This is a genomic window from Vibrio harveyi (genome assembly GCF_030060435.1).
GTDB classification, from domain to species: domain Bacteria; phylum Pseudomonadota; class Gammaproteobacteria; order Enterobacterales; family Vibrionaceae; genus Vibrio; species Vibrio harveyi.
Map to the genome: position 1 here is coordinate 2,298,211 of NZ_CP125875.1, position 26,137 is coordinate 2,324,347.

A 26,137-nucleotide genomic window follows, 5' to 3' on the forward strand; every position below is an offset into this window, starting at 1 on the left:
TACCAATTTAGATAAGCCACTGAAACTAACAGGCCAGTCATTCCAATGGCTTATGTGAATAAGTATCAAGACAAAAAGGGCGTTTCCGCCCTTTTAGCTGCTTCTTTATTAGAAGTAGTATTCAACACCTACAGAGAACTCGTCGTAGTCAGCTGACTTCCAACGTGCTTCTGTTGGCTTGTCTAGTTGAGACGCACCGTCACCGAAGTCTAGAGTACGTGCACGAGCGTAAAGTACTGCGGATGGGTCTACGAAGTACATGATCTGTGCAGATAGTACATCATCTGCTGTGTTGTCGATTGTCTTACCGTCACGTTCTAGGTCAAAGTTTGCTGCGTAACCCAGTTTGTACTGCCAGTCACCTGTTGTGTACATAAGACCTGCAGACATTGCATCTTGCTTCTCGTTTACACCGTTGCTTGCGTCAGCTTCCATGTATTTGTATTGAGCGAAGAAAGAGATGCCGTTTTCAAACCAACCTTGAACACCTACTAGGTACGTGTTGTTTTCCCAAGTTTGACCTTCACCTTCGATGTTGCGGTTACCTTCGTACGCAGCATCCAATTGTAGTGGACCTAACTTGTAGTGAGCCGCGATGCCGCCCCAGTAATCGTCGCCTTCACCTAGACCAGCTTTGTCACCTGCACCCGCTGCGATATCTAGAGAGAATTTGTCAGCAAACATTGGAGAGTCCCAACGGATTGTGTTTGATTGACGGTCTTGGTACTTCGCACCACCGATCGCACCACCCCAGTCGTAAACATCGCCTAGACCTGGGTTCGATGCTGGCCAGTCAACCAACTCGTACATTGGAGTAAGAACACGACCTAGACGAACTTGACCCCAAGAAGCGCTTTCAAAACCTACGAATGTATCACGCTCACCAAGACCTGCACCTTCACCACCGAAACTTGGGTCTACGTAACCACCTTCAATTTGCCAAATGAACGTTGGTTCAAAGTTAGCGAATTGCTTTTTACCACGGAAGCCGATACGTGATTCGTTGTTTAGCTGCATGCCGCCCAAATCGTCGTCAGTTGCTTTGCTACCAGAATCGTAATCGCGGTACGCGGCCTGCATCGCGATAATGCCGTAAACTTCGTAAGAGAAAGAGTCTTTAGTTAGGTACTCTTTCGCTGCATCACTGTTTGCACCATCAGCAAAAGCTGAACCACTGAACATCATGCCTGTGATTGCAGTAGCAAGTAGGCTTTTCTTTAGGTAAGACATTTTAAACCCCTATATTTTTAGTTTTTTCCATTTTCAAATTCGCTAACTAGGACATTGCAGGAACTTGAAACAATGTGTGGACGGGGCAAATATGACAAACTTTTTTCGCAGTAAAAAACTTTCCCAGCGGCAATCTGAGCAAGTTCAAAATGAGAAGATCAAAAAGAATATAAACCTTTAAATAACAGTTATTTATAGTGACAGATAAAAATATAAAAACGTCAAAACCGTTCTAATCAACTTCGTTTTTATATAAAAAGCTCAAAAATCGTGAGCAACTTCACTCAGGTTTTAGGCGTTTTAACGGAACTTTATATTCAGAGAGAAAAAACTTTGAGATAACTCGCAACAATAGGGGCGTAAGGTCGGCTCAATAAAGTGGATTTTGACGAATTTGTTTCGCGTCGAAAAGCTTGACCTTCCCCTTGCAGGAAGGTTTATGCTCTGCACACTACTATTATTGAGGACAAATTATGTATCAGTTTGTTGTACCTATGTCGGGACTCAACTGCATGGGCTGTGCGAGAAAAGTTGAGAAAGCTTTACATGCCAATCACAGTGTTGAGATCATTAATTTGTCCCCGACGATGGTAGAGGTGAAAACCGAATCTTCACTCTCTTCTATTATCGAATCCATCGAATCGCTGGGCTACCGCGCCGGTCACCAATATCAATTCCATTTGACGGGTTTGAGCTGTGGTGGCTGCGTGAAAAAGCTCTCTTCTTTATTAGAATCAAATCAAGACGTCATTACATTCCAAGCCTCTACAACACAACTTGACATCACAACCCTACTCTCTGAGCAGCAAGTGATCGATCTCGTTGCGACATTGGGCTATACCACTAGCATCGAGACTATCGAGGCTAAAGAAGAAGTCACAGAGCAAATAACGCCCGCAATAAAAGAAGCGCATCTCGATCGTAACCAACCCGAATCTGCCAATGTTCAGCTACAGATGCTGATTCAAGGCATGACATGTGCCAGCTGTGTATCTTCGGTCGAGAAAGCACTCACTAATGTCGAAGGCATAGAGAAAGCACAGGTCAATCTTGCAGAGCAGAGCGCGTTAGTATTTGCAAACCAAGATAGTGAAATGCTTCATCAAGCCATCATCGAGTCGGTAAAACAAGCGGGCTATCAAGCAGAAATCCTTCAAGACGCAGCAACGCAACAAGAAAAACAAGCAGCACAGCAACTTGCTCAACAAAAGCGCTTTAAACTTGATGCTATCGCAGGCTTAGTCGTTGGTGCACCATTGATGCTCTGGGGGGTATTTGGTGGCAACATGGTTATCCGAGATGCCAGTGATCAAATGGTTTGGGGTGCGATAGGTATTCTCTGTCTATTATTGCTGGCGACAGCAGGTAAGCACTTCTTTACTAACGCATGGTTAGCAGCCACTCACAAACGTGCCACCATGGACACTTTAGTTGCCCTAGGTACTGGTGCCGCGTGGTTCTATTCAATGCTTGTGGTGATTTTTCCTGATTGGTTCCCACTCGCCTCTCGCCATGTTTACTTTGAAGCAAGTGCGATGATCGTCGGTCTGATTTCTCTTGGTCACTATATAGAAGCAAAAGCAAAGGCAAATACAACACGCTCATTGCAAGCTCTGATTAACCTACAACCTCAGCAAGCCACCGTCATTACTGAAAATGGCGATCAGCAAATTGCGGTTGAGCAAATCACGTTGGGCATGAAGCTACGCATCAAACCGGGTGAGAAAGTGCCCGTTGATGGTATCGTGATTCAGGGGGAATCATACATTGATGAATCTATGCTAACTGGTGAACCCGTACCCGTGTTAAAAGCGCAAGAGGCTCAAGTGTCTGCGGGCACACTAAATACCGATGGTGCTCTGATTATTGAAGCCACCGGCATCGGTGCAAATACCATGCTAGCGCGTATTATCCGTATGGTACGCACCGCACAAAGCAGTAAGCCAGCAATTGCCAAATTAGCGGATCAGATTTCTTCTGTATTCGTTCCTGTGGTTGTCGGTATCGCAATCCTTGCTGCTTTGGTTTGGTTCGCAGTAGGTCCAGAACCTAAAGCCAGCTACATGCTTGTGGTAACGACGACTGTACTGATTATTGCCTGTCCTTGTGCTCTGGGCTTAGCAACACCATTGTCGGTCACCGTAGGCGTGGGCAAAGCCGCAGAACTGGGTATCTTGATCAAAGACGCAGACGCACTGCAATTGGCGAGCAAAGTCGACACCGTTGTATTCGACAAAACAGGTACGTTAACTCAGGGCAAACCCAGTGTGCAGCAAGTATTTACTCACGCCACCAGCCAAGAACACTTGTTAGCATTAGCATACGCAGCAGAGCGTCAATCTGAGCACCCATTAGCAAAAGCCGTGTGTGATTACGCTAAGGAAAATGCGGCTGAAGATATCGAGTTGGACGCTTTTGAAAACATTCGCGGTCGCGGCATTCTTGCAACTTACCAAGCACAACCACTGTTGATTGGTTCATTGCAGTTTATGCAAACAGAGCAGGTAGATACTTCCGCGATGGATCAAGCCATTCAAGATTGCGCCAACAACGCATGGACACCGGTTGCCATTTCCCTCAACAACGAACTGATTGGTTTAATTGCCATCGCTGATCCAATTAAATCTGATGCCAAACAAGCAGTCACTGCACTAAAATTACAGGGTATCAACACAGTGATGCTCACTGGTGATAATCAACACGTAGCGACAGCCATCGGCAACGAATTAGGCATTGATGAAGTCATTGCTCAGGTGATGCCAGATGAGAAAGCGCAACATATAAAACAACTACAATCACAAGGACAAACCGTCGCCATGATTGGTGATGGTATTAATGACGCACCCGCTCTCGCCCTCGCCGATCTCGGCGTTGCAATGGGCAGCGGCAGTGATGTGGCGATCGAAAGTTCACAAATGACGATTCTTAATACATCACCAATGGCAATTGTTCATGCCATCGAACTGTCTCGTGCAACATTGAAGAACATGAAACAAAACCTGTTTGGTGCCTTTGTTTATAACTCGTTGGGTATTCCAATCGCCGCTGGCGTGCTCTACCCAGCATTCGGATTCCTACTCAGTCCTGTTGTTGCTGGCGCAGCAATGGCACTGTCTTCAATCACAGTCGTGAGTAATGCAAATCGACTACGACTGTTTACCATTAAGTAAGCGACACTTCTTATAGAGGATATTATGAAGTTGAAACTATTGACCTTTACAATGCTTGCTGTCACATCGGCGAACGTATTAGCCGCTGATGTCATCAACCACAAATCGCCATACTGTGGCTGCTGTGGAGAATGGACGAAACACATGGAAGAGAACGGCTTTACCGTCGAAGAAAAGCTGCACGATGACATGAACGCGGTTAAACGCGACTTGGGCATCAAGAATGAACAGCTTTACTCGTGCCACACCGCAGAAATTAATGGCTACGTATTTGAAGGTCATATTCCTGCTGACGACATTAAAGCCTTTTTAGAAAACCCACCTCGCAACGCAAAAGGCCTTGCGGTACCCGGCATGCCTATGGGATCACCGGGTATGGAGTATGGCGACAAAAAAGACAGTTACGCCGTCTACGCCTACAACGACAAAGGTCAGGTTTACGAATACCGCTTCCACAAAGGCAACGACCAGTAAAAACAAAGCCCAGCGAGACATACCGCTGGGCTTTTTCTTAATGGACAGTTAAGACAAAACTCTTTAATTAGAAGCCGTAAGACGCACCAAATACGAATGCGTTGTTCACTAGGCTATCACCCGCCGCATTTTCCGCACCGTGTGCTTGGCTACGGAACTCGAAGTAAGGCTGAACGCCCTTACGAGTCCATGTTGCACGTAGCTCGTGGTCCATCGTTTCTGCTTCAATCATGTAAACGTTGTTGTAGCTCAAAGTCACATCTTCGTTCATTACGTAACCAATGCGGTTATCCATACGGTAGTCTGTTTTCGCGTCTGCAGACGTTGCATCGATGTGCGCGCGAGTACGGTTGCTCAATGAGATGCCGTTATCAAAGTTGTAGCCGATCTTTACAAGTGGACGGTACTGGATGCTCTCACCCGCAGAGAATAGGTGTTGGTAGCCCGCAGCAACCCATAGATGATCAGTGATGTTGAAAGATTGCTCACCACCTACAGTGATGGCTGGCGTTGTGTTGCCTGCGCCGCCATTTTCAGTTTCCAGTTTGCCTAGCTGAATACCATCAAACTCAGTGTAAACCGTAAGACCGCCGAATTGGTTATCAAACGTATGACCCGCTTCTAGCGTAGATGTCATGTCTGAACCGTGAATTCGACCGTCATCGTGGAATTGGATGTTACCAGTTACATAAGATGAACCCGCGAAAGCGCTTGAAGCGAAAACAAGAGAAAGTGCACTTAGTGCTAAAACGTTTTTCATAATTACTGCCTTTATTTGTTCACGTTATGCGACGAGTTTTTTGGCTATCACTTGCCTCTCATCACATACTTTGGGATGTGCCTCCCTGGCGACGGCAATACTGCGCAATTTAATTCGCATTGAAAAATAAATCGTTTAAAACAGTGATCAAATTCAAATCGCGATTTTCGAAAATAAAAAAAGTTTATTAAATACAGTGGCTTGATATAAAAACTAAAAATTCGTCAAAAAAATAAAGTGTGAAGTAAGGCATATCTCCCCTTTTATTTGACAGTTAAATACACATCCAGATCACACTATGACAGACACCCTAAATTAGAAACTTAATTATCAATAAAAAATAATTAGACATTGATCACGCTTATTTTCCGAAGAAAAATAAACAAAGCCCCCAACATAAGTTGAGGGCTTTGAGTAAGGAACTATGATTTTAGTGAATACTGAGCGCTATTATTTCACGCTAGTGATACGGCTTACCTTCTCACCTGTCGCAGATACCGAGCGGATGAAGACTTCACCAGTTACATTTGGACGAGCGTTGTCTGCATAAGTCAACCAGTTCTCACCATCCAGAGAGTATTGAAGCGTTACGCCAGGGAACTGAACGTTCATTGCTAGCTTACCATCTTCTACTTTTGCACCTGGTACTGGTAGGCGGTAGTCGATACCTGATTTTTCTAGCTTAGCCAGTTCACGTTGACCAAGTACGTTCGCAAAGCGGTTGTAGTCTTGGTTTAGCGATGCTTTATCAACTAGATTAGAGTTTTGCGAGTACTCAACACCAACTTTGTAGTCGTTTTCCCAGTCAGCACGGTGCCATGCACGCTCAGCAGCAGCGAGGACGCGAGGGAATACCATGTACTCGTATTGCTCGTCGTTACGTACTGTCTCAGACCAAAGTTGTGCAGATAGACCGTAGAAAGGTTTCGCTTCGATTTCACCTTTACCAGTAAAGCCATTGCCATCGCGATCTACAGAAGTTTCTGCGTTTTGAGGCATGTTCTCTGGTGCAAAGCCAAACATCTTACGAGTATCCGTTGCACGTGTTGCCCAGTAGTAACCACGCTCTTTCGGGTCAACTTCGTATGGCATATCCATGTACACGTAATCTGGGTTAGAAACAATCACGTCGTAACCTTTCTTAGACCACTCGTACACTGACGAAGTACCGCCCCAGTAAAGAACGTCCCAGAAGTTTACGCGAGTATTTTCTGTAGCGAACGCTTTTTCGCCGTCACTGTATTTCAAACCATCTTGCCAAGCTTGGAAGTTTGGAATGCCTTTCTCAGCAACAATCTTCGACACTTCTTCCGCGAAGTGGCTTGGTAGGTGAGCAAAGTCACTGACTGTGCCATCTGTGATTAGCGTCTGACATTGTGGAGACTGTGCAAACGGCTTGTCTTGTTTAGACAGGTCAATCGTGCCTTTCCAGCTTACTTTATCTTCTGCGTTAACGTCTTGGAAACCAGCACCTAGCTTGATGTTCTTCGCTTCGTCACCACCGAAGTGCCAAGTTGTTAGTGGAGCGCCAGCTTCTTGGTGCATTGCTGCCACTTCTGAAATCACCTTATCAACAAAGCGAGTTGAAGATTCCATACATGGGTTGATGAAGCTTTGCTTATTGTAGAACTGAACCGTCGTTACGTTTGATGTATCTTGAGGATCCATCAGACGGTATTCGTTCGCTTCAGCTTCTTTACCTTCTTCCATTAGGCGGTCGTAACGAGCTTCCATTGATACTACTGCTGCACGAGCGTGAGCTGGCATATCGATTTCTGGAATCACTTCAATGTTACGTGCTTTCGCGTATTTCAAGATTTCCACGTAGTCTGCTTTGCTGAAGTAGCCAGAGCCAAAGTTGTCTGTCGTTGGACCAGAGCCAAGCTGAGGCAGTAAACAGCTTTTCTCTTGTGTATCGAAACAACGGTTAGCACCCACTTCTGTCAGCTCAGGCAGACCCGGGATTTCTAAACGCCAGCCTTCATCATCGGTTAGGTGAAGGTGAAGTTTGTTCATCTTGTACGCTGCCATTTGGTCTAGCGTTGCAAGGATTGCGTCCTTAGAGTGGAAGTTACGAGCCACATCCACCATCACACCACGGTAATCAAAACGAGGCGCATCTTTAATAGACAGTTGTGGTAGAGAATCAGCATTTTGGCTATCTACCAGGCCAAAGATAGATTGTACTGCGTAGAAAGCGCCTGCTTGGTCGAACGCTTTAATCACAATACCGTCGCCTTTGATGCTCATTTCGTAAGCACCAGATTTTGCTAATTCACCGGTGAAGTCAGCAGGAACAACAGTGATGCTTACAGGAAGATCACCACGAACGTCCACACCTACCACTTCTGCACGATCTTGAATCGCTGCAAACTGAGTCGCATCGAATGCGTCTTTAGGCAGCGCAATACCATCCGCGATATCTACTTTGCCTTTACCCGCTTCAACGTGCATTGGTGTTGGTAGTAACGTGGTTGATACGTCTTGTGTTGCTAGGTCTTCGTTTTTCTCAAAACGAGACACAGCGTTTGCAAATACATTGTTGTCGTCTGGTGTACGTTTTAGGTTATTACCTTCAAGACCCGTCACAAAAGACGCAACATCTTCAGTATTTAGAGAAGCAATCATCTTAGGTTCTGCGTTTGGAGCAGAAACGAATGCACCTGGCATGAAGTCAGTTTCAAATAGTTGCCAGTATTCACCAACCAATGGAAGAACAACCTCTTCACCGGCAGCGAAGCCGTCAAACTTATCTGTTGGTTCTAGCTTATGTAGGTCACCCGTTACACGAGAGATTTTGAACTGCTCGTTGTCAACATCCAGAATCAGACGAATGCTGTGGAAGTAAATAGCCCAATCTTTTGAGTCAACAGCTTCACCTTGGTTAACAAGCGTCATGTTTACTTTGTTACAGGAAGCCCATTCTGCGCCCATATCTTGGCACGCAAGACCTTCGTTAGCACCATGATTAGTTAACACTTCATATTGGATATCAAGGTTATCAGCCAGTGAGTTTACAACTTGTTGCTCAGAGCTCTGTAGTGAAGAGCAGCCTGCCAATGTAGCGATAACAGAAGCAGCAATCAGACTATGTTTCAACATCTTACTTTCCCCAAAAAGTCAGTGGTTCAAAACGACATTTATTAAAAATGGTGAGCACCTAAATGCGAGGCGCTTAACAGTTGCATTCAACATACAAGCAGTTATTTCTAAGCGTAAAATTAATAAAACTAAGAAGTGATCTGGCTCAAATTAAGCCAAGCATTCAAAAATATAAACATAATAATTTCAACAAGTTAAACTTGACGTTAAAAGCGGCTAACTTTTTTTGACGAGTTTGTTGCGATCTCAATCACGAATATCGATGGGTTTCGACTGATTTTGTAGGATTCTGATCACTATTGGTTATTAAGTGAACCATTAACAACAAACTCAATTGAAACACTTTCGTGAATTACCTCTCATTTCCTAGCCGTTAAAACTCGTCAATTTTTTAAAAAATGACGATTTTGCCGAACCATGTTATAGATAAAGTGCCTATTGAATTCGAGGAGCAAAATATGTTTCGACTCTTGTCCGTGATGTCATCTCTGATCGTCTTTTTTACTTCTTATTCTGTTCAAGCCGAACCACAACACTGGCTGGCAAAGAAGGGCGAGACGGAATACATGATTATCGGGTCTGTACATGTCGGCGATAAAAGCATGTATCCATTACCAGAAGCTGTGACTCGGTTCCTGACAAACAGTGATGGTTTAATCATCGAAGCAGACATTCGAAATACAGAAGGGGTGACTTACCCGGAAACCTCGCTTCACGCTAGAGATGTTTTAGATAAAACACAGCGCAAACATCTTGCTGAAATAGCCAATGACCTAGGTCTACAAGAAGCACAGTTGCTCAATGCACCGCCATGGTCTGCGGCTTTGACAATCCAGTTAATGTTGGTAAACAAACTTGGTTACGAGTCTGATCAAGGTGTCGACATGCACCTCATTAACTTAGCTGACCAACAAAAAGTACCAGTACTTGCTTTGGAGAATGTGCAATTCCAATTGGACTTAATTGCGGGACAAAAAGATGGCGGTAAAGATTTTTTGCTCTCTTCTATTGAAGAATATGACGGTGGCGACAAACTGGTACAATGCTTAATCGACAGTTGGAAGAGCGGCGATGGTAGCTCACTTGAAGCAGCATCAGCGAGTGAACAATCCAGTGATGAGTTCAATGAAGCCTTTCTCTATTCCCGTAATCGCGACTGGGCTCAGAAACTCGATACAGGTAGTGTACTACCGAAAAAATCCGGTAAATACACCGTGGTGGTAGGCAGCTTACATCTAGTAGGTAAAGACAATGTAATCGAACTATTAGAAAAACGCGGTTTCACTGTCAAACCACTAGCAAAAACTCACAAAGCAGACTGCGATATTGGATAAAGAAGATAGCTCCATTTGCTGGTATGCTTACATCTACTTATCGTGTTGTATTTGTAGGCAAATGACGCTTACATCACGCTGACAAATACGATCACCTATTGGATACTATCGAGTCAATCCTTAAACAACTTCAAATTTGATAAGAGCCTTTATGACGTTCAAAGCCTCATTATTATGCCTTGCTAGCGCGCTACTATTGCCATCGCTTGCCCATGCAAAATCGTCTTGTACGATTGAAGACTTCCAACCTATTGATATTACGCCGGATACAAAAGGCGGTGTTTTGGATAAAGAAAGTGGACAGTTTCTCATTAACCAAAAGCCTATGATGCGTTGTGCAAACATCACTTTTTCAACCGCCCATACTCGTAACCGCGTCGCTCATATGATGAACCAGAACTTTGAAGCTACTTACTTTGATGGCAAAACTGGTCAGTCTCATTCCGCTACTTTTGATGAAGATGAGCTAAAAGCTGGGTACATTAAAATCGGTCCAAACCATCCAAAAACGGCTTACGTTTGTTTCACGACGTCCGAAACTCCGATTAAAGACATTAGTTGTGATGTGAACTAGCGAGAAGCGCAGTTTTATCATATCACTCAGAACAATAGAGAGATTCCCGACTGCGCTCCTTCGTCGCTTTCGGGAATGACGCCTTTGAATTCAGTGCTTTTTATTCGTCATCCTCAAGAGCGAGGGACGAGCGAGTTGGGGATCTCTTACGTTTTCATTTACCAGTTGATGAAAGCTGATTTGCCTCAAAGCGTTCCTTCTCTCGCATCTCGAAGAGCAGAGTCTGTTCCCGAAGCGAAGCGTTCTCGATTCAAAAAGCCGTAAAACGCAAAAAAGCCGTAGCATTTCTGCTACGGCTTTCTCTAATACGGTCGGTAAAGAGCCATATTCTAACTTCAGGCGAACCCCATTTGGTTCACTACTATCAAAGCCAAATTTGCGACCGCTGAAACGACGAAAGCCTGCTCATTGAGCAGGCTTTCTGAAAGTGGTCGGTGAAGAGGGATTCGAACCCCCGACCCTCTGGTCCCAAACCAGATGCGCTACCAAGCTGCGCTATTCACCGAGATGTTTAACTGAGGACTTATCCCCGTCAACGGATGCGTATATTACGGATTCTTTAGTTAGACGCAAGCGCTTTTTACAAAAAAACGTAATGTCTTAATTCGTTTGACGATTTACTGAACACTAGCACGTGAAATGTGACTAAGAACCCACAATAAAACACAGTTTATTAACCTTGGCAACATAATTGATCCAGATCAGTGTGCAAAAAAACACCACCCATTAACGTTATCAATGTCGGAAATATCTTGGAGGAAACGTATGGACTTTTGGCTTGATCTCCTATTTGGTAATGCGGTGGGACTATCGTCAATGATAGTAATCTTTGGGGCAATTGGTCTGATGTTGTTTTACGGCGGTTTCTTCATTTACAAGATTATGAACGACAAATCTCCTCACTAGATCTCGCTTAGCTCTAGAAACGCTTTGCACCGGAGTTGGTTACTTGCCTGCTCCGGTTTTTTATTTGATCTCAATGCACTACTCATTGATATAATCTTACTATTCCTACCCTGTTCTTTATGAGATTGCCGTTATGTCTCAAGACGACGATTTTGATCTGTTTCAACAGATGATGGGCGACGTAAAGCCTATCGACCACGATACTGCAGAGCACAAAAAAGTGCACCAAGTGACGGACGCTCAGATGGCGAAACGCGAAGCCGCAATTTGGCTTACTGAAGACGACCCAGAGTACCTGTCGATTGACCATGCAGAAATGCTCAAACCCGATGACTTTATCGAGTTCAAACGGGATGGTGTACAAGATGGTGTATACCGCAAACTACGCCTTGGTAAATACCCAATTCAAGCTCGACTTGATCTGCACCGTAAGACACTGAAAGAAGCACGTGACGAAGTAGTCAAATTCCTCAAGCAATGTATTGAGATGGATATCCGTACCGTCGTGATCGTACATGGTCGTGGCGAGCGCTCTAATCCACCAGCATTAATGAAAAGTTTCGTCAGCAGTTGGTTACAACAGATCCGTGAAGTGCAATGCGTACATAGTGCACAACGATTCCACGGTGGCAGCGGCGCCGTTTACGTTCTATTAAGAAAGAGTGCTGAAAAGAAAATGGAGACGCGTGAACGTCATCAAAAACGTTTAGGCTAACTCGAATCTCGGTGCTAGAATGCCCGACCTTATCTTGTCTTGCTGCAATTAACTGCGGCAAGACAACCTTTATTAACCGCCGTTGTGAAACGTTAGGAGATCAACATGTCACAAGACAACGCAAAACGCTTAAACAAATACATCAGCGAAACGGGCTTCTGCTCACGTCGTGAAGCCGACCGTCTTATCGAGCAAGGTCGTGTCACCATTAATGGTCAACAACCAGAAATGGGAACAAAAGTACTTCCAGGCGATGACGTTTGTGTCGATGGCAACCCTGTTGCAGCAAAAGAAAAACCGATTTATATCGCGTTGAACAAACCAACGGGCATCACCTGTACAACTGAACGCGACATCCCGGGCAACATCGTTGATTTCATCGGTCATAAAAAGCGTATCTTCCCTATCGGTCGTCTGGATAAGCCTTCAGATGGTTTGATCTTTCTGACTAACGATGGTGATATCGTAAATAAGATTCTGCGTGCAGGTAACAACCACGAAAAAGAATACGTGGTGCGTGTTGATAAGCCTATTACTGGCGAATTCCTAAAACAGATGTCGAGCGGTGTGAAAATCCTCGATACAGTCACGCTACCTTGTCAGGTAACAAAAGAAACCAAATTCTCTTTCCGCATCGTGTTAACGCAAGGTTTGAACCGTCAAATCCGTCGTATGTGTGAAGCGCTCGGCTACGAAGTATTTAAACTGCGTCGCGTACGCATCATGAACATCTCACTTGATGGCATTCCAAATGGTAAATGGCGTTACCTGAGTGACGATGAAGTGGCAGAGATCCTAGCAATGTGTGAAGGTTCAGTGGGCACAGAGGAAGCGTCAAAGACAGATTCTAAAGGTCGTAACATTCGTAAAGCGACCGATGCCAAACTATTTGATAGCCGCGAAGAAAACCAAGGTTCAACGGCACGTCGTAACCAAAAAACACGTACCTTCCGTGGTAACAACGCGGATGAATTCCGCCATGCGCCAAATTCTAAAAAAGGTCAGCAAAAACGTCGCCAACGTGATGATGAGAATGCACGCCCTGCAAAAGAGCACTACAAAGCGAAACCACAAGGTGAACGCAGTAAGCCTCAAGGTGATCACAATAAACCTCAATCACCGAGCAAGCCTAAGCAGCATTACATGAATCCAAATGCAGCGAAGCCAAGCAAACCAACGAAACGCACAGGCGGCACGTTGAGCCTGAAGAAGTAACCATTCGCTCCATCACAAGATCAAAAAAGGACGCTCATCAGCGTCCTTTTTATTGGTCATGTATTTACAGACAAAGAGGAGCAAATTGACCACGTGTTAGACTCAACAAATCTTTGGGTGCCAATTCAATTTCTAAACCACGCTTACCTGCGCTCACACAGATCGTCTCTTGCTGTGTTGCACTTTCATGCAGAAAAGTAGGCAGCGCTTTCTTCTGCCCCAATGGGCTGATTCCACCCACAACATAACCTGTGGTCTTTTGAGCGATTTCAGGATCTGCCATGTCCGCTTTCTTACCTTTCGCAGCTTTCGCCGCCAATTTTAGGTTCAATTTTTGATCGACAGGAATGATCGCAACGGCAAGGTTCTTAGGCTCGCCGTTTAAGCAAAACAGCAAAGTCTTAAATACTTTCTTTGGATCTTGTCCCAATACTTCTGCTGCTTCTAATCCGTAGCTGTCTGCTCTTGGATCATGCTCATATTGGTGAATGGTGTGTGAAACTTTTTTCTTTTTCGCAAGATTAATGGCCGGAGTCATCAAGATTCTCCTTATAAAACAAAAAACGCTGCCCCTAGTGAGGAGCAGCGCTTTAAGTTAATGGTATCAGCGACTTTGAGTCAATCGCTTTTTACTTGTAAACCATCTCACCTGAAGGCGCGTATTCGTTTACGTCAATTGGGCTGTGTGACTCTAGGTACTCTTTCAGTACTTCAGCATCCGTAAAGCCTGTATTTACGTAACCTGGGTGAGTGTTAACTTTCGGGTAACCGTCACCGCCTGAAGCGTTGTAACTTGGTACAGTAAAGCGGTACTCACCATCAAGTCGAAGCTGTTTGCCACCGATAAATACATTTGCTACTTTGCCATTCTCAACAGTCATTGAAATACCAGCGAACTGAGCGTAAGCGCCAGAATCAACAGGTTTCGTTGCAACAACATTTAGGTAGTCTAGTACTTCTTTACCAGACATATCTACGTAAGAAACCATGTTGCCAAATGGTTGAACGGTCAGCACATCTTTGTACGTGATGTCACCCGCTTCAATTGAATCACGAACACCACCTGAGTTCATTACAGCGAAGTCTGCTTTCGCACGCTCCATGTGTGCTGTTGCGATCAGACGACCAAGGTTCGTTTGTTGGAAACGTACCACATTACGATCACCTTCCAGTTTGCCATTGGATTCTGCAATCTTAACGTTTAGCTTGCCTTGACCTTTTTCTTGGTAAGGACGTAGGAAATCAAGCATAGCTTCATCTTGCGCGATCTCATCTTGGATAAGCACGCGTTGAGATTTACCATCAACTTTGATCTTCTTCTTCAGGTTCACAGGGATCAGATCGTAGCTCACCATAGACAATTCGCCGTTGCGGAATTCGTAATCAGCTCGACCAACGTACTTACCCCACTCGTACGCTTGTACGATGTAAGTGCCGTTTTGCTCATCTGGTTTACACTCTTCACCCGGCTTGAAGTTCTTCTTAATAACGTTTGGACCTTCCATACATACAGGCTCTTGTGAGTGACCACCCACAATCATGTCCAAATCACCTTCATTTAGGTAGCGAGCCAACGCAACATCACCCGGAGCGTTCACACCACGGTTGCCGTTTTCGTAGTGACCCATATGTGTCACTGCAAAGATAAGGTCTGGCTTCTCAGTTTCTTTTAGCTCAGCGATCAGCTTCTTCGCTTCTTCTTTCGGATCACGGAAGTCAACTTGACCAATGTACTCTGGGTTACCTAGTTTTGCTGTGTCTTCTGTCGTTAGACCGATCACGGCAATCTTGATGCCTTGCTTATTGAACATTGCGTAAGGTTGGAACAAGCGCTCACCGGTTTCCTTATCGTAAATGTTCGCAGACAGCATTGGGAAGTTAGCCCATTCTTGCTGCTTGAATAGCACGTCAAGTGGGTTATCGAACTCATGGTTACCCAACGCCATCGCGTCGTAACCAATTTTGCTCATGCCTTTGAAATCTGGTTCCGCATCTTGCAGATCTGATTCAGGAACACCTGTATTGATATCGCCGCCTGACAGTAGAAGAACGCTGCCACCCTCTGCTTGAATTTCTGTACGTAGCTCGTCGATCAATGTCTTGCGAGCTGCCATACCATACTCACCGTATTTGTTTTGCCAGAAGCGACCGTGGTGGTCGTTCGTGTGCAGTACAGTCAGTTTGTATGTTGTATCTTCATTCCATTCATGTGCTGGTTGCGTTGCACATCCGGCAAGAGTTGCCAGAATCGCCGCGCTCAAAGCGGTTTTTACAATCAGGCGTTGCTTCATTGTTTTACCTTTTTATCGTCTGGGGTCCACTGCAGACGCTCTTAACCCTTTAAAGGAGCTCCGTCCATATAATTAAGAGCGCTAAAACTTGACGTAGTTTATAGGAAGAATTGCACGCTAACATATTGATTTCATAATTATGATGCATGGATCACTAATGACTATTTTAACAACTGCAACTCTGACGCTACGTTTCAACAGATTATAGACCCATTCACAGGCAATCGTTTTGCTGTGACATTGGCAGGCATTTCAATGCAATTGGTAAGCGAGAAGCGAGAAGCGAGAAGCGAGAAGCGAGAAGCGAGAAGCGAGAAGCGAGAAGCGAGAAGCGAGAAGCGAGAAAAGAATAATTTGGCAGAATGAATATGCCAATACAAAAATGGTCAGCACATTGGCTGACCATTTCCCACAAACATTCAGTAAACTGATTATTTGATATCGATGCTGTCGAAGCTCTTAATTAGGTCATCTAGTGACTTCATTTGCGCTAGGAATGGCTCAAGTTTATCTAGAGGCAGTGCAGACGGACCATCACAGCGAGCTTGATCTGGGTTCGGGTGCGCTTCAATAAACAAACCTGCGATGCCTGTTGCTAGGCCCGCTTTCGCAAGTTCAACGGTTTGCTCACGACGACCACCAGATGCCGCGCCCGACGGATCGCGCATTTGTAGCGAGTGCGTTACGTCAAAAATGATTGGGCTGCCTTTTGATGCGTTCTTCATGACACCAAAACCAAGCATATCAACCACTAGGTTGTCGTAACCATGGCAAGAGCCGCGCTCACATAAAATGATGTTTTCGTTACCACACTCAGCAAACTTCTCAACGATGTTACCTACTTGACCAGGGCTCATGAACTGAGGTTTTTTAACGTTGATCACCGCGCCTGTTTTCGCCATTGCTTCTACAAGGTCAGTTTGACGAGCTAGGAATGCAGGAAGTTGGATAACATCAACCACATCAGCGACAGGTTGAGCTTGTTCCTCAGTGTGAACATCAGTGATGATCTTCACGCCAAACGTGTCTTTCAGCTCTTGGAAGATTTTCATGCCTTCTTCCAGACCAGGACCACGGTATGAATGAACAGAACTGCGGTTTGCTTTATCGAACGATGCCTTGAACACGTATGGGATGCCAAGTTTGTCGGTTACTTTTACGTAGTGCTCACAGATCTGCATAGCAAGATCACGAGACTCAAGAACGTTCATACCTGCAAATAGGGTGAATGGCTTGTCGTTAGCAACCTGAATGTCGCCAATATTAACGATTTTCTGTTCCATTTTGATTCTCTTTTGTCTGTCTTCAACACGCCGCTTTCAGCATGCCGATAAAATTTAGTGAAGCGTAACGTGCTTTTCGCTCATCGCGTTAACTTGTGATTTTAGTAGCTCTGATGCCGGATCGTCTGGGCACTGGTCAATAAAGTACTGAAAATCTGAAACCGCTACCTGATGGCACTCCAATTGTTGGAAGATAAAGCCTCGGTCACGAATCTCGTATGGGTCGTCCGGTACGAAAGTCAGCGCAAGGTTGGTGCACCGTAGTGCTAACGTATAACGCTCTTCACGCAACATCGCACTTTTAATTAATGCCAACCAACGACCTATTACTGTTGGGTTATCCGCTTCTTCAAAGTGCTCAGGCTTCAAGGTTGCAAGTGGACCTTCTTGACCAATCAGCCAAGCTTGAAGGATTTTCTCACCGACGTATTCACCGTTAAATGGATTAATGTAGTCCGGCGTTTTGTGCATCCAATCTACTTTGATCAAAAATTGCGTCGGAAAGGTCACGCCTTTCATCGGAAAACCAAGTCGGTTCCCCAAGTAAAGTAGGACCGCCCCCAAACTAACGGGAATGCCTTTTTTACGCTCCAACACTTTATCAATGAAGCTATTGTCAGAGATAAAGTACTCTTGATCGTCGCCTTTAAAGCCCCATTCATAAAAGAACAAACGGAGAAACGAATCAAAACGTTGTTCTTCGTCCGTCTCGTGAACCAGAATAGCTTCCGCTTCTTTATAAAGACGTTCTAATTCTTGCTTTGCCCAATGCACATTAGTGTCTGGATTGATGGAGTGGTTCAGTTCTAACGCGCCTTCCACCAACGCCATGTTGTCAAAATCTTCGTCAAAAAACTCAAGCATGAAGATTACCCAAATAAGTTTGGATTTTTAGATACGGCAATATTAGCGGCCATCACTAGCCAGCCTAGAGCACCAAAGAAGGCGAAAATTCTCAGCAGCTTGTTCTTTGCCATCTTTAAAGCAAAGAAACCAAGAGCAATGTACGCAAGCACACAAGTGATCTTGTTAGTTAACCAAGGCGCTGCATCCGTAAATGGAATAAAGCCTGTCACCATGATCAAACCAATACCGGAAAGGAGTAACGCGGTATCAACAATATGTGGGAAAACTTTTAGGAATCGGTTGTTGCGCTTAGGAGAATCCATCATCAACAATACGAATCGGATCGATAGTAGCGTCGCGCTCAATGCGATCGTTACTAAGTGAATGTGTTTTAGAGCTACGTACATTTCATTTCTCTTTTATAAGTTACTGCTGACTTGCTCGTTATTATGAAGGCTTGTAACAACCAAGTGTCACTCGGTCGTTGCCGCCGTAGTCTTTTTCCGTGACTACTTGTTCAAAACCAAAATGAGTCATGATCTCACGAACAGCTTCGCCTTGGTCATAACCATGTTCAAACGCGAGCCACCCATCTTCTTCCAAATATTGACGAGCAAGATCAGAGATATGGCGAATATCCGCCAAGCCATTCTCATCCGCAACGAGTGCCGATTTTGGCTCAAAACGCACATCACCTTCCGCAAGATGTGGATCTTTTTCGTCGATATACGGTGGGTTGGAGACAATTAAAGCAAACTTTGTTCCGCTGGCAATAGGTTCGAACCAACTACCTTGATCAAACGTCACATTTTTGATGTTTAACTGCGATGCGTTGTACTCTGCGAGCTCTTTCGCTTCATGTTTAAGGTCAACCCCCACCACTTGACGCTTGGGTAACTCAGACGCCAATGCCAATGCAATCGCCCCAGTGCCAGTGCCTAAATCAAGGATTGGTCCTGTCTGCTCGTAAGTTTTATCCAATGCAACTTCAACCAAACGTTCCGTGTCCGGTCTTGGAATTAATGTGGATGGAGAGACTTTAAGAGGTAAAGACCAAAACTCGCGTTCACCGATAATGTAAGCCACAGGCTCACCCGTGATACGACGAGCCAATAACGCATCAAACTGAGCTTGTTGCTCGGGGTCCAATGCTTTTTCAGGCCAAGTCAGAAGATAGGTTCTTGGTTTGCCAAGGACATGGCAAAGAAGTACGGCTGCATCGAGAGAAGGCGACTCTTTGCCGCCTTCAGTCAATATTGCCGTCGCACTTTTCAGCGCTTGCTCAATAGATTGAACTTGGCTCATCGATTAGTTGTTCTCTGCGAGCGCCGCAAGTTGGTCTGCTTGGTGCTCTTGAACCACAGGATCAATCAAACTTTGCAGGTCACCTTCCATCACTTCGTTCAAACGGTAGATGGTTAGGTTGATGCGGTGGTCAGAAACTCGACCTTGTGGGTAGTTGTAAGTACGGATACGGTCACTACGGTCACCAGAACCTAATAGGTTACGACGTGTATCAGAAACTTCTGCTGCACGACGTTCTTCTTCTGCTTGAACGATGCGAGCAGCAAGTACTGCCATCGCTTTTGCTTTGTTCTTATGCTGTGAACGCTCGTCTTGACACTCTACTACTGTACCAGTTGGTAAGTGGGTAATACGGATTGCAGAATCCGTGGTGTTAACGTGCTGACCACCCGCGCCAGATGCACGGAATGTATCGATTTTTAGGTCTGCTGCCTTGATTTCTGGCAGATCCGCTTCTGGGATTTCCGCCATAACCGCTACGGTACACGCAGAAGTATGAACACGACCTTGAGATTCGGTCGCTGGTACACGTTGTACACGGTGACCGCCTGACTCAAACTTCAGCACGCCGTATGCGCCGTCACCGCTCACTTTCGCGATCATCTCTTTGTAACCACCGTGTTCAGCTTCGTTTGAAGACATCACCTCGATACGCCAACCACGCTTTTCTGCGTACTTGCTGTACATACGGAACAGGTCACCAGCGAAGATACCTGCTTCGTCACCACCCGCACCTGCACGGATTTCTAGGAAACAGTTACGGTCATCGTTTGGATCTTTTGGAAGAAGAAGAATTTGTAGCTCATCAGTTAGACGCTCAATCGTTTCTTTTGCTTCTTTGATTTCTTCCTGCGCCATTTCACGCATTTCTTCGTCGTCTTCGTTCGCCATATCTTCAGCAGCGACAAGATCGTCTTGCGCTTGTTGATACGCTTGGAAGCACTTAGTAACTTCTTCTAGCTGAGAGTACTCTTTTGATAGAGCGCGGAATTTATCCTGATTTCCAATTACATCAGGATCACCAAGAAGATGTTGAACTTCTTCGTAACGTTCTACTAGCGTTTCTAGCTTAGTCAGAATAGAGGCTTTCATAGTGTCGTTTTCTTAATAAAAAGCGTGAGTTACAGATCATCCAAACCAAGGGTCTGGCGGATAACCGTTAATTTTGCTGGTTCGCCCTGCTCTGCCGCACTTTGCAGCGCGCGAGTTGGAGCGTGAATCAGTTTGTTGGTGAGTTTATTACTAAGTTCGCGCAGCACTTTCTCTGGGTCTGCACCGGTTGCCAATGATTGTAGGCTTTTACTTAGTAAGTCTTCACGAATTTCGTTGGCCGATTTGCGATAATCACGAATGCTATCCACAGCTTGAAGTGAACGCAGCCACGTCATAAATGCCGCGCTTTCTTCGCTAACGATCGCTTCTGCTTGAATGGCTTCTACTTTACGTTGTTCGATGTTGCTATCAATGATCGACTGTAAGTCATCCACCGAGTACAAGTAAGCGTCACTCAATTCCCCAACCTGAGCTTCCACATCGCGAGGTACTGCGATATCGACCAATAACATCGGTTGATGACGACGTTTCTTCAACGCGGTCTCAACCATGCCTTTACCAATGATAGGTAGAGGACTCGCCGTTGAGCTGATGACGATGTCTGCTCTTGGTAAATGGTCAGGAATTTCATTCAAGCTGATCACTTCTGCTCCAAATTGCTCTGCTAGACCAAGAGCTCGCTCTCGAGTTCGGTTTGCAACAATCATCTTAGTACAGCCGTTCGACGCTAAGTGTTTTGCCACCAATTCGATGGTTTCACCTGCACCAACCAACAGTACGGTTGAGTCAGACAGTGATTCAAAGATGTGTTTCGCCAATGTACAGGCAGCATAAGCCACCGACACGGCGTTACCACCAATATCAGTTTCTGTTCGAACACGTTTTGCGACTGAGAAAGTCTTTTGGAACAACTTATCAATCGACGCATCCACCGCCTGATGATCTCGGGAATCAGAAAACGCTTGTTTTACCTGACCCAAAATCTGAGGCTCACCTAGTACCAGTGAATCAAGGCCGCAAGAAACACGCATCAAGTGCTTAATCGCCGCTTGCTCTTCATGGACATAAAGGCTCGGCATCAAGTCTTCTTGACTAACTTGATGGAACTGGGCTAACCAGTCGATAAGCTTATTTCGCGCTCCTTGCTTCACGTCGCAGTACACTTCGGTACGGTTACAGGTAGAAACAATCACACTGCCATTGACGGCTTCATGGTCTCTGAGTTGCTCAAGTGCTGGTCCCAATTTATCGGGTCCGAACGCCACTTTCTCTCGCAAGTCAACAGACGCTGTATTGTGATTGATTCCAATAGCAAGCAAGGACATCTAACGTGGTATCTCTGAGATCGGTTATAAAATAGGTTCAGAATTTTACTGTAAGCACGCATTTATTGAAAGGGTAAGCCGGATTTGTTTTCCTTCACTCGGCTTTTCAATGCTATAGTTGTGAGCGATTACCGATGAAACTGATTAATAAGCCATCAAACATGACCTTACGCTCCTTTCTCATCTTGCTCATGTCGAGCATTGTTCTCGCAGGTTGTAGTTCTGTTCCTGAAAGTGTCACCAGCGTAGAGTGGCAGGCACACGAGCAGCGACTTGAAACCATTAAAAATTTTCAAGCCACAGGTAAACTTGGCTACATTGGTCCCGATCAAAGACAAAGCCTGAATTTCTTCTGGAAGCACTCTTCGTCATTAAGCCAGTTACGCTTAACGACCTTACTTGGTCAAACCGCATTAAAGCTCACTATTACGCCACAAGGCGCAACCGTCGAAACCTATGATGACCAAGTACTCTCCGCTCGTGATGCTAACCAACTGATTTACCGATTAACCGGCTTAATGATGCCAGTTGACCATTTACCTGATTGGCTACTTGGCTTACCAACAGATGCCGACTCTTTCCAACTATCACCGACCAATACTCTCCAAGCACTGGACAAACAGATCGGTTTGAACGACTGGAATATTGCTTACCAGCGTTACGGTGATATTGAGTGGCATAACCAGACGTTACCTCTCCCAAACAAGCTAAAACTAAGTACGTCTGACGTAAAAATTAATTTAGTGATCACAAAATGGAACATCACCCAATGATCGATCTTTCAACCCGTTGGCCATCACCAGCGAAATTGAATCTCTTTCTTTATATCAATGGTCGGACCGAAAACGGTTACCACGAGTTACAAACTCTATTCCAGTTCGTCGATCACGGCGATGAACTAACCATTCAAGCGAACGATTCAGGTGAGATCACGATTTCGCCAGAGATCGAAGGTGTTCCTCTGCAAGACAATTTGATCTGGAAAGCGGCGACCGCACTTCAACGTTATGCGAAATGCTCTTATGGGGCACATATCGATCTTCATAAGATCTTACCTATGGGCGGTGGCATTGGCGGCGGCTCATCCAACGCAGCAACTACTTTGGTTGCACTCAATTACCTATGGCAAACCCATCTTAGTGATGATGAATTAGCCGAAATCGGTCTTGCACTTGGTGCAGATGTGTCTGTATTTGTGCGTGGTTTTGCCGCATTTGCTGAAGGCGTTGGTGAGAAACTTTCTCCTGCTCATCCAGATGAGAAATGGTATTTAGTTGTTCGTCCAAATGTTTCTATTGCAACCGCCGACATATTCGGACATCCGGATTTGACTCGAAACACGCCAAAACGCGATTTAGAAACGCTTTTGAACACGCCAAGCGTAAACGATTGCGAAAAAATTGTACGAATGCTCTACCCAGAGGTTGATAAGCAACTTTCATGGCTGCTACAATACGCGCCGTCAAGATTGACGGGGACAGGATCTTGCGTTTTTGCTGAATTTTCGAGCAAATCCGAAGCAGAAACTATCCTTGCACAACTCTCTGATAAAGTCTCGGCATTTGTCGCTCAAGGGCGAAATATTTCGCCACTAAAAGAGACTTTGGCTGAATACCAATCAGCCTCACACCGACCTATTTAAACTGGACGCAAACCCGAGGTTTCCACCGTGCCTGATATGAAGCTATTTGCTGGTAACGCAACACCTGAACTAGCCCAACGTATTGCTGATCGTCTTTACATCTCTCTTGGTGATGCATCTGTTTCTCGCTTTTCTGATGGCGAAGTTGCAGTTCAAATCAATGAGAACGTTCGTGGTAGTGATGTTTTCATCATTCAATCCACTTGTGCACCGACTAACGACAACCTAATGGAATTGGTTGTTATGATTGATGCAATGCGCCGTGCTTCAGCAGGTCGTATCACTGCAGTAATTCCTTACTTCGGCTACGCTCGCCAAGACCGTCGTGTACGTTCTGCGCGTGTGCCAATCACTGCAAAAGTTGTTGCTGATTTCCTATCTAACGTTGGCGTAGACCGCGTTCTAACTATCGACCTACATGCTGAGCAAATTCAAGGCTTCTTCGATGTACCAGTTGATAACATCTTCGGTACACCAGTACTTCTAGAAGACATGCAATCTCGTGGTCTAGAAAACCCAGTAGTGGTTTCTCCTGATCTAGGTGGCGTTGTTCGTGCTCGTGCAACTGCAAAAGCGCTAGGCGACATCGACATCGCTATCGTTGATAAGCGTCGTCCACGTGCAAACGTTTCTGAAGTAATGAACCTAATCGGTGACGTTGAAGGTCGTGACTGTGTGATCGTTGATGACATGATCGATACAGGTGGCACTCTATGTAAAGCAGCTGAAGCGCTAAAAGAGCGCGGTGCTAAGCGTGTATTCGCTTACGCAACTCACGCTGTATTCTCTGGTAACGCTGCGGACAACATTAAGAACTCTGTTCTTGACCAAGTTATCGTGACTGACTCTATCTCTCTATCTAAAGAGATGGCTGCAACTGGCAAAGTAACCACACTAAGCCTATCTCGCATGCTAGCTGAAGCGATTCGTCGTATCAGCAACGAAGAGTCAATCTCTGCAATGTTCAACTAATACGAACATTTCAGTTAAACTGATTTCAAAAGCACCCCTCTTTGGGGTGTTTTTTTATTTGTATCGATAGGCAGAAAATCCCTTGGTCGCCCACTGCGAGAATTCTGTGCTATCATACTGCGCTTTTTGAGATTCCAGAGAGATCCTAACCTTGACTCAACCAATCAAACTTCTTGTTGGTCTTGCTAATCCGGGACCAGAATACGCCAAAACTCGCCACAATGCGGGTGCTTGGGTTGTAGAAGAATTAGCACGCGTTCACAACGTTACCCTGAAGAATGAACCAAAATTCTTTGGCCTAACAGGACGCATTATGGTCAATGGCCAGGATCTCCGTTTGCTAATCCCAACCACTTTCATGAACCTCTCTGGCAAAGCAATCGCAGCACTTGCGAAGTTTTACCAAATTAAGCCAGAAGAGATCATGGTTGCTCATGACGAGCTAGACTTACCGCCAGGTATCGCTAAGTTTAAGAAAGGTGGTGGTCACGGTGGTCACAATGGTCTGCGTGACACTATTAGCAAACTGGGCAATAACAAAGATTTTTATCGTCTTCGTATCGGCATTGGCCATCCGGGACACAAAGATAAAGTGGCGGGTTTTGTACTAGGCAAAGCTCCAGCGAAAGAGCAAGAGCTACTAGACGCCGCAGCTGACGAATCAGTGCGCTGTCTAGATATCCTAATTAAGGATGGTCTATCAAAAGCACAAAATCGCCTCCACACGTTCAAAGCTGAATAAGGTTACTATCATGGGTTTTAAATGTGGCATCGTTGGTCTACCTAACGTTGGTAAATCAACTCTGTTTAACGCACTAACTAAAGCGGGTATTGAAGCAGCAAACTTCCCGTTCTGTACCATTGAACCAAACACTGGTGTGGTTCCTGTGCCAGATCTACGTCTAGATGCTCTAGCAAAGATCGTTAACCCACAGAAAGTTCTACCTACCACAATGGAATTCGTAGACATCGCTGGTCTAGTTGCGGGCGCATCTCGTGGTGAAGGTCTAGGTAACAAATTCCTAGCGAACATCCGTGAAACTGACGCAATCGGCCACGTTGTACGTTGTTTCGAAAACGACAACATCGTTCACGTTGCAGGTAAAGTATCTCCAATCGAAGATATTGAAGTTATCAACCTTGAACTAGCAATGGCTGACCTTGATTCTTGTGAACGCGCTATCCAGCGTAACGCTAAGAAAGCAAAAGGCGGTGACAAAGACGCGAAATTCGAACTGACGGTTCTAGAAAAACTGCTTCCTGTACTAACAGAAGGTGGCATGGCGCGTACTGTTGATCTTGCAAAAGAAGAGCTAGCAGCAATTGGCTACCTAAACTTCCTAACGCTAAAGCCAACAATGTACATCGCTAACGTGAACGAAGATGGTTTTGAAGACAACGCATACCTAGATGCAGTACGTGAGTTTGCAGCAAAAGAAAACAACGTTGTTGTTCCTGTATGTGCAGCTATCGAATCAGAAATGGCTGAGCTAGAAGATGACGAGCGTGAAGAGTTCCTAGCAGACCTAGGTATCGAAGAACCAGGTCTAAACCGCGTTATCCGCGCAGGTTACGAACTACTGAACCTACAAACTTACTTCACAGCTGGCGTGAAAGAAGTTCGTGCATGGACTATCCCTGTTGGCGCTACGGCACCAAAAGCGGCAGCGAAGATCCACACAGACTTCGAAAAAGGCTTTATCCGTGCTGAAGTTGTTGGTTACGACGATTTCATCCAATTCAACGGTGAAAGCGGCGCGAAAGACGCAGGTAAATGGCGTCTAGAAGGTAAAGAATACATCGTTAAAGATGGTGATGTTGTACACTTCCGCTTCAACGTATAATTAAGTGAATGAATTCTAAACACTTCATTTACATAAAAAGCCGGCCATAGCGCTGGCTTTTTTTATACCTTTCTAAAACAACAAGAAATTAAGTCC

The 26,137-nt window shown here is 45.2% G+C and carries 23 protein-coding genes and 1 tRNA gene; 12 read left to right on the top strand and 12 right to left on the bottom strand.

What is annotated here, in order from left to right:
* Positions 1-108: 108 nt before the first annotated feature.
* Entirely contained in the window at positions 109-1,230 is a 1,122-nt protein-coding gene (gene chiP / locus QMY49_RS10915; protein WP_038898462.1) for a chitoporin, read from the bottom strand.
* A 473-nt stretch (positions 1,231-1,703) separates the two neighbouring features.
* Here chiP and QMY49_RS10920 point away from each other — a divergent pair, with 473 nt between their 5' ends.
* Both QMY49_RS10920 and QMY49_RS10925 read left to right on the top strand, forming a co-directional pair.
* Positions 1,704-4,400, top strand: a complete 2,697-nt coding sequence (locus QMY49_RS10920) for a heavy metal translocating P-type ATPase (protein WP_283311496.1) — start codon at positions 1,704-1,706, stop codon at positions 4,398-4,400.
* Between the two features lie 24 nt (positions 4,401-4,424).
* Entirely contained in the window at positions 4,425-4,874 is a 450-nt protein-coding gene (locus tag QMY49_RS10925; protein WP_005449230.1) for a DUF411 domain-containing protein, read from the top strand.
* A gap of 67 nt (positions 4,875-4,941) precedes the next feature.
* Here the strand turns inward: QMY49_RS10925 and QMY49_RS10930 are convergent, their stop codons facing one another.
* Both QMY49_RS10930 and QMY49_RS10935 read right to left on the bottom strand, forming a co-directional pair.
* Positions 4,942-5,634, bottom strand: coding sequence for an oligogalacturonate-specific porin KdgM family protein (locus QMY49_RS10930; protein WP_005449231.1), 693 nt, complete (start codon positions 5,632-5,634; stop codon positions 4,942-4,944).
* Positions 5,635-6,084: 450 nt separating this feature from the next.
* A complete protein-coding gene (locus QMY49_RS10935) occupies positions 6,085-8,736 on the bottom strand; it encodes a beta-N-acetylhexosaminidase (protein WP_005449232.1) in 2,652 nt (883 codons plus the stop codon).
* A 458-nt stretch (positions 8,737-9,194) separates the two neighbouring features.
* On the opposite strand from QMY49_RS10935, the gene QMY49_RS10940 reads away from it, so the two are divergent.
* The gene (locus QMY49_RS10940; protein WP_005449233.1) at positions 9,195-10,070 is read left to right on the top strand and encodes a TraB/GumN family protein; all 876 of its coding nucleotides are present in this window, start codon (positions 9,195-9,197) and stop codon (positions 10,068-10,070) included.
* A 151-nt stretch (positions 10,071-10,221) separates the two neighbouring features.
* Positions 10,222-10,644 (top strand): hypothetical protein, encoded by a 423-nt coding sequence (locus QMY49_RS10945; protein WP_005449234.1) that lies wholly within the window; start codon positions 10,222-10,224, stop codon positions 10,642-10,644.
* A gap of 428 nt (positions 10,645-11,072) precedes the next feature.
* Here QMY49_RS10945 and QMY49_RS10950 read toward each other — a convergent pair.
* A tRNA-Pro gene (locus tag QMY49_RS10950) sits at positions 11,073-11,149 on the bottom strand.
* A 260-nt stretch (positions 11,150-11,409) separates the two neighbouring features.
* On the opposite strand from QMY49_RS10950, the gene QMY49_RS10955 reads away from it, so the two are divergent.
* The 3 genes from QMY49_RS10955 (at position 11,410) to rluF (ending at position 13,480) form a co-directional block, all read left to right on the top strand.
* The gene (locus QMY49_RS10955; RefSeq protein WP_005382236.1) at positions 11,410-11,550 is read left to right on the top strand and encodes a DUF3149 domain-containing protein; all 141 of its coding nucleotides are present in this window, start codon (positions 11,410-11,412) and stop codon (positions 11,548-11,550) included.
* A gap of 133 nt (positions 11,551-11,683) precedes the next feature.
* Positions 11,684-12,265 carry a DNA endonuclease SmrA gene (gene smrA, locus QMY49_RS10960; protein ID WP_005449235.1) on the top strand — a complete coding sequence of 194 codons (582 nt, stop codon included), beginning with the start codon at positions 11,684-11,686 and terminating at the stop codon, positions 12,263-12,265.
* Between the two features lie 105 nt (positions 12,266-12,370).
* Positions 12,371-13,480: a 23S rRNA pseudouridine(2604) synthase RluF gene (gene rluF / locus QMY49_RS10965; protein WP_009696823.1), complete on the top strand. Its 1,110-nt coding sequence runs from the start codon at positions 12,371-12,373 to the stop codon at positions 13,478-13,480.
* A 64-nt stretch (positions 13,481-13,544) separates the two neighbouring features.
* Here rluF and ybaK read toward each other — a convergent pair whose 3' ends face one another.
* From ybaK to hemA, 8 genes are all read right to left on the bottom strand, one after another.
* A complete protein-coding gene (ybaK, locus tag QMY49_RS10970; RefSeq protein ID WP_005449237.1) occupies positions 13,545-14,018 on the bottom strand; it encodes a Cys-tRNA(Pro) deacylase in 474 nt (157 codons plus the stop codon).
* A 91-nt stretch (positions 14,019-14,109) separates the two neighbouring features.
* A complete protein-coding gene (gene ushA, locus QMY49_RS10975) occupies positions 14,110-15,771 on the bottom strand; it encodes a bifunctional UDP-sugar hydrolase/5'-nucleotidase UshA (protein ID WP_009696822.1) in 1,662 nt (553 codons plus the stop codon).
* A 431-nt stretch (positions 15,772-16,202) separates the two neighbouring features.
* Positions 16,203-17,054 (bottom strand): 3-deoxy-8-phosphooctulonate synthase, encoded by an 852-nt coding sequence (kdsA, locus tag QMY49_RS10980; protein WP_005449239.1) that lies wholly within the window; start codon positions 17,052-17,054, stop codon positions 16,203-16,205.
* 54 nt (positions 17,055-17,108) lie between these two features.
* The gene (locus QMY49_RS10985; protein ID WP_005449240.1) at positions 17,109-17,918 is read right to left on the bottom strand and encodes a SirB1 family protein; all 810 of its coding nucleotides are present in this window, start codon (positions 17,916-17,918) and stop codon (positions 17,109-17,111) included.
* A gap of 5 nt (positions 17,919-17,923) precedes the next feature.
* The gene (locus QMY49_RS10990) at positions 17,924-18,307 is read right to left on the bottom strand and encodes a SirB2 family protein (RefSeq protein WP_005449241.1); all 384 of its coding nucleotides are present in this window, start codon (positions 18,305-18,307) and stop codon (positions 17,924-17,926) included.
* 40 nt (positions 18,308-18,347) lie between these two features.
* The gene (gene prmC, locus QMY49_RS10995; RefSeq protein WP_274878220.1) at positions 18,348-19,205 is read right to left on the bottom strand and encodes a peptide chain release factor N(5)-glutamine methyltransferase; all 858 of its coding nucleotides are present in this window, start codon (positions 19,203-19,205) and stop codon (positions 18,348-18,350) included.
* 3 nt (positions 19,206-19,208) lie between these two features.
* Positions 19,209-20,297: a peptide chain release factor 1 gene (gene prfA / locus QMY49_RS11000; RefSeq protein WP_005449249.1), complete on the bottom strand. Its 1,089-nt coding sequence runs from the start codon at positions 20,295-20,297 to the stop codon at positions 19,209-19,211.
* Between the two features lie 29 nt (positions 20,298-20,326).
* Positions 20,327-21,583: a glutamyl-tRNA reductase gene (gene hemA / locus QMY49_RS11005; protein WP_005449251.1), complete on the bottom strand. Its 1,257-nt coding sequence runs from the start codon at positions 21,581-21,583 to the stop codon at positions 20,327-20,329.
* Positions 21,584-21,717: 134 nt separating this feature from the next.
* Here hemA and lolB point away from each other — a divergent pair, with 134 nt between their 5' ends.
* The 5 genes from lolB to ychF all read left to right on the top strand — a co-directional run bounded on the left by lolB (position 21,718) and on the right by ychF (position 26,041).
* A complete protein-coding gene (gene lolB, locus QMY49_RS11010; RefSeq protein WP_005449252.1) occupies positions 21,718-22,356 on the top strand; it encodes a lipoprotein insertase outer membrane protein LolB in 639 nt (212 codons plus the stop codon).
* Positions 22,353-23,225, top strand: coding sequence for a 4-(cytidine 5'-diphospho)-2-C-methyl-D-erythritol kinase (gene ispE, locus QMY49_RS11015; protein WP_283311509.1), 873 nt, complete (start codon positions 22,353-22,355; stop codon positions 23,223-23,225). Before lolB ends, ispE begins: the two co-directional genes overlap by 4 nt.
* A gap of 27 nt (positions 23,226-23,252) precedes the next feature.
* Positions 23,253-24,197, top strand: a complete 945-nt coding sequence (locus QMY49_RS11020) for a ribose-phosphate pyrophosphokinase (RefSeq protein WP_005449254.1) — start codon at positions 23,253-23,255, stop codon at positions 24,195-24,197.
* 151 nt (positions 24,198-24,348) lie between these two features.
* Positions 24,349-24,939, top strand: coding sequence for an aminoacyl-tRNA hydrolase (pth, locus tag QMY49_RS11025; RefSeq protein ID WP_283311513.1), 591 nt, complete (start codon positions 24,349-24,351; stop codon positions 24,937-24,939).
* Positions 24,940-24,949: 10 nt separating this feature from the next.
* On the top strand, positions 24,950-26,041 hold the full coding sequence (gene ychF / locus QMY49_RS11030) for a redox-regulated ATPase YchF (RefSeq protein ID WP_005449255.1): 1,092 nt from the start codon (positions 24,950-24,952) through the stop codon (positions 26,039-26,041).
* The last annotated feature ends 96 nt before the right edge of the window (positions 26,042-26,137 follow it).